The 7,965-nt window shown below is 43.3% G+C and carries 5 protein-coding genes; 2 read left to right on the plus strand and 3 right to left on the minus strand.

All coding sequences use genetic code 11. The features are described from left to right. Positions 1-116: 116 nt before the first annotated feature. From NSB03_RS14675 to NSB03_RS14685, 3 genes are all read right to left on the minus strand, one after another. On the minus strand, positions 117-2,111 hold the full coding sequence (locus tag NSB03_RS14675; protein WP_242358341.1) for a fructose-1,6-bisphosphatase: 1,995 nt from the start codon (positions 2,109-2,111) through the stop codon (positions 117-119). A gap of 143 nt (positions 2,112-2,254) precedes the next feature. Next, entirely contained in the window at positions 2,255-3,919 is a 1,665-nt protein-coding gene (locus NSB03_RS14680) for a putative transporter (RefSeq protein ID WP_121767394.1), read from the minus strand. A gap of 256 nt (positions 3,920-4,175) precedes the next feature. Then, positions 4,176-4,622, minus strand: a complete 447-nt coding sequence (locus NSB03_RS14685) for a hypothetical protein (protein ID WP_024987887.1) — start codon at positions 4,620-4,622, stop codon at positions 4,176-4,178. A 227-nt stretch (positions 4,623-4,849) separates the two neighbouring features. Between NSB03_RS14685 and NSB03_RS14690 the strand changes: the two genes are divergently transcribed. Together NSB03_RS14690 and NSB03_RS14695 are read left to right on the plus strand one after the other, a co-directional pair. Next, positions 4,850-6,424: an AAA family ATPase gene (locus NSB03_RS14690; protein WP_024987888.1), complete on the plus strand. Its 1,575-nt coding sequence runs from the start codon at positions 4,850-4,852 to the stop codon at positions 6,422-6,424. After that, positions 6,399-7,826 (plus strand): VWA domain-containing protein, encoded by a 1,428-nt coding sequence (locus NSB03_RS14695; protein WP_024987889.1) that lies wholly within the window; start codon positions 6,399-6,401, stop codon positions 7,824-7,826. The genes NSB03_RS14690 and NSB03_RS14695 overlap by 26 nt, the downstream gene beginning before the upstream one ends. Positions 7,827-7,965 lie beyond the last annotated feature (139 nt).

A 7,965-nucleotide genomic window follows, 5' to 3' on the forward strand; every position in this document is an offset into this window, starting at 1 on the left:
AAAGAAATAATAAACTACAAGCTCACTAGAAAAAAAAGGAATAGCCCTGTAAGAATGAGACTTCAAATTCATCGTTCTTACAGGGCTTATCTATTATATAATGTATGACTTATCTATTACACCTTTTCTTTAATCAAACCCGTACGATAAGCTACAAGCAACTTCTTCAAATCCTGAATTTGCGTCACAAGCTCTTTCCCTTTATCGGTATCCTTCACCATCATCCGCTGGGAGTTAAACTCTAAAACAAAGTTAGTCGATTTAATATCCAAGCCCTCTTCAATAGCTTTCTGACGAGACTGAAACGGTTCATGCTGCACAAGCTGCATCCCATGAGAGTGATAAACAAGCGTATATCCCGCAATTCCCGTTTCCGGCTGATAAGCTTTTGAGAATCCGCCATCAATAACGAAAAGCTTGCCATTGGCTTTCATAGGTTGCTCTCCCTGAATCGTTTTCACAGGTACGTGACCATTGATAATATGCGAATGAGGACCTAAAGCCCCGAACTCGGCCAATATCTGGTCACATATATCTTCCCGGTTACGCAGCGTATAATAATGCCCCTTCTTCTCTTTATGCAACTCTTTGTCGTCCACAAAATAACGTTCGAAAGTAGCCATCTTATCCTTGTCGAACAAAGGAGCTTCCGGGCCGCACCACATATACCAGATATAGTCCATTGCAAATTCCTTGTCCTCTTCCCCATCTTCATCAAAATATGCGGTACGAATCAATTGGTCGGCCTTATCCAACAATTTGCGCCCCCAGTATTCCTTATCCCGTATCCTGACATGCCTGAAGCTGCCATCTTCATTCAAAGGCACAGAAGCATGATAAAGAAGGTTAGAATTGGAAACCAGATACATTCCGCCATATGTAAACAGACAGCGCATATGCTTCTTCAGTTTCTCACTATTCATAAACGAATAATGAATCTTCTCCACCAGTTCGCGCTCTTCATCCGTCAAACGATAAGGGTCGGCAGGGTCTATGGTCGGAAAGTTCGTATCGCGAAGCACATATTCTTGACCTTCATAGACAAAGACGCCACGCTCAAAATCTATCTTCTCCAGCAGTTTGCGGTTTGCCATCCCAAACTCCGGACGACGGTCGATAATCTCAGCTTCCAGTTTAAACTGGATAATAGTGATAGCCTTGTGCATCTGGGTTATCAGGCGCAAAGTCTTTTCATTATAATGAGCATCGGCAAAATTCATTTTCGGCATAAAGATGGAACAAGGGTCATCAGCATAAGTATCCATGGCGAAGGTAGCCAAGGGAAGCAAGTTGATTCCGTAACCATCTTCAAGTGTTGCCAGATTGCCATAACGCATAGACATGCGGATAACGTTAGCAATACAACTGTCATTGCCGGAAGCAGCACCCATCCAAAGAATGTCATGATTGCCCCATTGAATATCAAAGTTATGATAATTGCACAAAGTATCCATAATAATGTGAGCGCCCGGGCCACGGTCGTAGATATCACCTACAATATGAAGAGAGTCGATAGTCAGACGCTGAATCAAGTTGCACATGGCAATGATAAAATCATCCGCACGCTTTGTAGTAATAATCGTACTGATAATCACATTGATATAAGCATGTTTATTCGGTTCAATGGAAGATTCGTGCAACAGTTCCTGTATGATATAAGAAAATTCGGCAGGCAGGGATTTACGCACTTTGGAGCGGGTGTACTTGGACGATACATTCTGGCAGACTTTCACCAGTTGGTTCAACGTTATCAGATACCAGTCATCCAAATCCTTTTCACGTGCTTTCACGAGTTGGAGCTTTTCTTCGGGATAGTAAATCAGAGTACAGATTTCTTTCTTTTCCGACTCACGGAGAGTATTACCGAATATTTCATTCACTTTACGTTTTACCGCACCCGACGCATTTTTCAGCACATGTTGAAAGGCTTCGTATTCACCATGTATATCTGTCAGGAAATGCTCCGTCCCCTTCGGTAGATTCAAGATAGCTTCCAGGTTGATTATTTCCGTACTTGCATCGGCAATCGTAGGAAAACTTCGGGAAAGCAGTTGCAGATAGCGAAGGTCGCTCACAATACTTTCAGGAGTTATATTACTTTGAGCAGTCATTTTATTTTATTACAATTTACTAATTACCAATTATTTTACTTCTTAATGTTCTTTGTTTGGAATCATACGATTCGGTTATTCGTGATAAATATAGTACTTTTATGACACAAGTCTATTATTTCTCAATTTTTAATTCTCAATTTTCAATTTAACAAGAACATCAACAACACTTGCGCGATAATCACCCGCAGAAACATACACAGCGGATATACTGTCGCATAAGCTACGGACGGATTGTCACCGGGGATTGTATCATTTGCATAATTCAACGCCATCGGATTCGCCATACTTCCGCACAACATACCGGACACCGTACCGAAATCTATCTTCATCATCTTGAAGGCTATAAAGCCTACCAAGACTGTCGGGACAATCGTCAATCCGGCTCCCAAAGCAATCCATAACAAGCCTTCCGGGCGGAATACAGTGTCGAAGAAATGTGCTCCGGCATCCAGCCCCAAACAGGCGAGATACATAGAAAGTCCCAGTGCACGGAGCATCAGATTTGCGCTGCGAGTAGTATAGGTAATCATGTGTATCCGCGGTCCGAACGTACCCAAAAGGATACCGACAATAATCGGTCCACCCGCCAATCCCAGCTTCACGGGAGTGCTGACACCCGGAATGGAAAAAGGAATGGCACCCAATGCCAATCCCAACACGATACCGATAAATATAACCACCAGATTAGGCTCTTTCAAACTCTTGACAGCATTACCCAGTACTTTCTCCACATTTTGAATGGCCGCCTTCTCTCCTACTACTGTCAAGCGGTCGCCCAACTGAAGTATCAATTCCGGAGTGGCAAGCAGTTGCACCCCCGAACGGTAAACTCGGCTGATATTAATCCCATAATGATTTCTCAACCGGAGGGCGCCCAGCTTCTTTCCGTTCAACTCAGGACGAGTGACGACGATACGCTGGGAAACCAGTTCGCTGTCAATCGCGTTCCAGTCAATATCCTCTTTGTTCCAATCCGTATTTTCCTGTTCCCCGAAAAGAACGGTCAAGGCTAAAGCATCTTTCTCAGCAGTTATCACCAGCAGGCGGTCTCCTTCTTTCAATACTTTATCGGAAGTCGGGATACTGACATGCCCATCCCGCCACAAACGGGAGATGACAAACTTCGGGTAACTCATATGAGCAATATCCTTTATACTCTTATTGAAAATAGCAGGATTGTGTACTTGAAACGCTGCAATATAAGTTTTGTTCGCATCATCTTTCTCTTTTATCTCCAAGTCTTCTTTGCGAACCAGTACTTTGCGAATTAATAAAACGGCAAGAATTACACCGACTACTCCCATCGGATAAGCCACCGCACATCCCAAAGCAGGCGTACTGCTCTCCATTCCCATCTGTTTCAAGGTCTGTTGTGCAGCTCCTAATGCCGGAGTGTTGGTCGTTGCGCCACAAAGGATACCAACCATATCGGGAAGGGACACACCCGTGGCATAACTGACTACCACCGTCAGCAATGTTCCTAAAAGAACGACTCCGAGCGCCAACATGTTCAACGTCACTCCGCCTTTACGGAAAGAGCTGAAGAAACCGGGTCCCACTTGCAGCCCAAGGGAATAAACAAATATGACGAGTCCAAAACTTTCTGCATAATTCAACATCTGCGCATCCACCGAAAGCCCGAAATGCCCGGCAAGAATACCCGCAAAAAAAACAAAAGTGACTCCCAAGGAAACTCCCCAGAAATGCACTCTTCCCAGCCCCAGACCTATTGCTGAAATCAGCGAAAGCACCACAACAGCCTGTAAAGCAGAATGTTCGAGAAATAAACTATATAACCACTCCATGTATATTTAAACTAATAGGGCGCAAAGATAAAAACTATTTAGTCCCATTCAAAACTTTTAGCTTTCATTTCGCGCCCCATATATAGTCTGATTCTTAACATCCTGAAATCTTATTGGCAACCCTTTTACCGCCTTACCTATTATTTTGTTTTTAATCTTTGTAAAACTTCTGTCTTTACTTTATTATCCTTTCTCTTTTTACCCGCATATTGACATTTACAGACTTTTCACCTATTGTCCCATTACATATTCTTTGTTATCTTTTCCCCTGATATTCCACAAAGTTATTCCGTCCGTCCAGATAACCGCTCAACCTGTTGCCACCGATATATACGTCATCCAGATATGATACATCATTCGGTCCATAAGACATACGGATAGAGGTCTGTGCGTAGTTATCCCAGCTCCAACGGAATTTATATTCAAATTCCTCTACGTATCCGTTGGGATACTTCACCCGTATATAATCAATTCCTGTACGATCTAAAAAGAAATCCAGTTCCTGACGGCAATAGTTACCATCTATATCCCAATAAGAACTCGCCCACGTGCGGCTGCATAAATCGACAGAACGATTGTAATAACCTCCGCTAATATTGTCATCATCATAAAAGCTGTCAATTTCTACTTCGCAAGAAGTAAAGCTTATCATCAATACGGCCATCAAAGCCAAGCCTAAGTATCCGAATGTGTTCGTTTTCATATTCTTTTATTTTTAATGGTTATTTATTATTATCTATCATTTATCTTTCGATATGACAAAAGTATAGAATGAAATTTCCCCATAAAACTGAAAATTCCTACTTGTCGAGAGGAAATCCCCTAAAGCTTCCGGAACTGATAAAATTCGTTTCAAGGAATTATGAAGTTCATTTCAAGGATTTCTTGTATCTTTGTCCCCCACTGACAACACATAAAATCATCTGTCGCATGAAGTCTATCAAATCGCATATCACCCAATTACTAAAGGCTCTCAACGAGGGAGTATTTGAAAAGGAACATACCATCGCACTTTCCCTGCTGTCAGCTATGGCAGGTGAGAGCATCTTTCTGTTGGGTCCCCCGGGGGTAGCCAAGAGTCTGGTGGCTCGAAGGCTCAAGCTTGCTTTCAAGGATGCGGACGCTTTCGAGTATCTGATGTCCCGTTTCAGTACACCCGACGAAATATTCGGCCCTGTTTCCATATCCAAGTTGAAGGACGAAGATACATACGAACGCATCACAAAAGGGTATTTGCCCACGGCTGCGATTGTTTTCCTGGATGAAATATGGAAAGCCGGACCTGCCATTCAGAATTCACTCCTGACGGTTATCAATGAAAAAATATATCGCAACGGACAGTTCACGGTGCGCGTACCTCTGAAAGCCTTGATTGCCGCTTCCAACGAACTACCCGCCAAAGGTGAGGGACTGGAAGCATTGTACGACCGTTTCCTGGTTCGCCAGTTTGTAGGATGCATCGAGCAGGAATATGCTTTCGACCAGATGATTTCTTCCACGAAAGAGATGGAACCCGAAATTCCCGAGGAACTCCAAATAAACGATGAGTTATACTCTAAAATACAAGCTGAAAGTGAAAAAGTAGGAATCCATTATACAATCTTCGAACTGATTCATAATATCAAACGGGAAATAGAGCTGTATAACACAGGACGCGATGAAAATACCCCGCCCATCTATATATCCGACCGCCGCTGGAAGAAAATAGTAGGCCTGCTCCGCACTTCCGCCTATCTGAACGAGTCTGCGGGAATCCACTTTTCCGATTGTCTCTTGATGAGTGCCTGCCTGTGGGACGAAGTCGCCCAATTGCCCATTATCGAAGAAATGGTAGAACAATCCATAACACGGGGTATCCATGCTTATCTGTTAGGCGAAAAAAGGCTGGAACAGAAACTGGATAGCTTGAAAGAAAATATGAAATCCGAACATAGCCTGCGGGAACTCAGTGACCCGGGAATCCAGGTGGTAGATACATTTTATCATCGCATCGAGGGATATCATATCGCCGGAAACCTGCTCATATTTGCTTCGGACTACCAATCTCTGAAAAAAGACAGCAACCGGCTATTCTATATCCAGCAAGACAAGTTTCGCCCTGTCAACAAAATCCTGAAAGCCTACGACTTCGTAAAAAACAGGAACGTTGCACAAAAAAACATTTATTCTCTCCGAAAAGGAAGGCGCTCTGTTTTTGTCAACAACCAAGAGTATCCGCTATTATGCTACGATAATTGTACCCCTCTGCCGGCACAGCAAGATGACAGTACTCCGTTCGAATTCACCTTGCAGGAAGTCATCGACCTGCTCCATCAGCTGGAAGTGGAATATAAGACGATTTCAGAACGGGAGACTGCATATACGAAAGAACATCTTTTCCTAAGTCCGTCGCAGAAAAGCAAGATAAAACGGATTTTAGGAGAGACTGCACATATCATCGAAAACTACCGGAACGAGCTTCGCATCATCGCCCATGCCCATGAACAAGAGAACAGAGAGTATTAGGCTCAAACACCTGCAAGACATCTACTACGAGAAATTGCAGAGGACAGCCTACGACGTGTATGACGAACAACTGCACAATTTGATTATCCGCCCCGAAGAACTGGATGCGGATATTCATCAGTATTTTCGCCATACACAACCCTCTTTGCAGGATTTCTATTCCCGTTATGCATCGCAATGGGAATATTTCTACGAAATGGATGAAGCGTCCGATGCCAAGTTTCTCCAATTTCTGAAGAACAGCGCTTATCCCTTTTCCATGAAATATCACCTGGTAGACCTGAACGTGAAATATTATCTCCAACGTTTTGCCGTTATCAGCCCGCGTTCCAAGGAATGGAAAGCTCTGCGTGCTCTCTTTTTCGACAAATGGCATACGTTGCTCTCAAACAACGAGTTCAACTACCAAATGGAGCATATCGAACAGCTCTGTGATGACTTTTACCGTCTTCAACTGTCACTCTCCAAACATCTTCCAGTGCGCGGCGGTTCACGCCTCGTCTGGCTGCTCCGCAACCACAAACAGATAGCGGAACAAATCCTGGAATACGAAGAAACCATCAAACGGAATCCTGCAATCCGCGAATTGGTGGAGATATTGGGAAAGAAGCATCAAAGCAGCCGGAAACGTTTCAAAATGACTGCGGGCATTCATCGGGAGCAAATCGTGTCCCATGCCACACGCAGTGATATTACAGGCATCAGTGAAGGAAACGATTTGAACAGCCTTCTCCCTCTCGAATATTGCTACCTGGCAGAAAAAAGCCTGCAAACCGTATTCTTCGAACGTTTTATAGAGAAACGGCTTCAAGTCATCGATTACCAATCGCACGAAAAGCAAGCTATCAATGACAAGAAAACGGCAGGAAATGAAGTCTCCGAAGAAGCTGAAGGCCCTTTCATCGTCTGCCTGGACACTTCCGGTTCTATGGCGGGAGAACGGGAAAGAATCGCGAAGTCAACCTTGCTCGCCATCGCCGAACTGACGGAAGTACAACATCGGAAATGCTATATCATCCTTTTCTCGGATGATATTGAATGTATTGAAATCACCGATTTGGGAAGTAGCTTCGACCGTCTTGTTGATTTCCTGAGCCAGTCTTTTCATGGTGGCACGGATATGGGACCCGTTATCACTCATGCTTTGCGAAAAATCAGCAAAGAAGGATATATGGAAGCAGACATCATCACAGTGTCCGACTTTGAAATGCATCCTGTCGATAATATGTTAGCCAAAAGCATAGAGCGGGCAAAAGCCAGACAGACAAAGATGTATGCCATTTCCTTAGGTGGCAAAAGCGCTGAAGCCAGTTATCTGAAATTATGTGATAAATATTGGGAATATAGCATTCAGAGCACCGAAAAACTTAATAAATATAGAATTGAAGAATCAAATATTTAATCAATGTTATAAAACATGCGTTTTTCCTTGTTTTATTTGCTAACTTCACAGAAGTTCGTACATTTGCAATGTGTTTTTCATAGTATTAGATTTAAGGTTAACAAAAAAGATTGGCTGTCTGGGATAGATAGCCTTTTTT

Source organism: Bacteroides acidifaciens (assembly GCF_024623065.1).
Lineage (GTDB): Bacteria > Bacteroidota > Bacteroidia > Bacteroidales > Bacteroidaceae > Bacteroides > Bacteroides acidifaciens.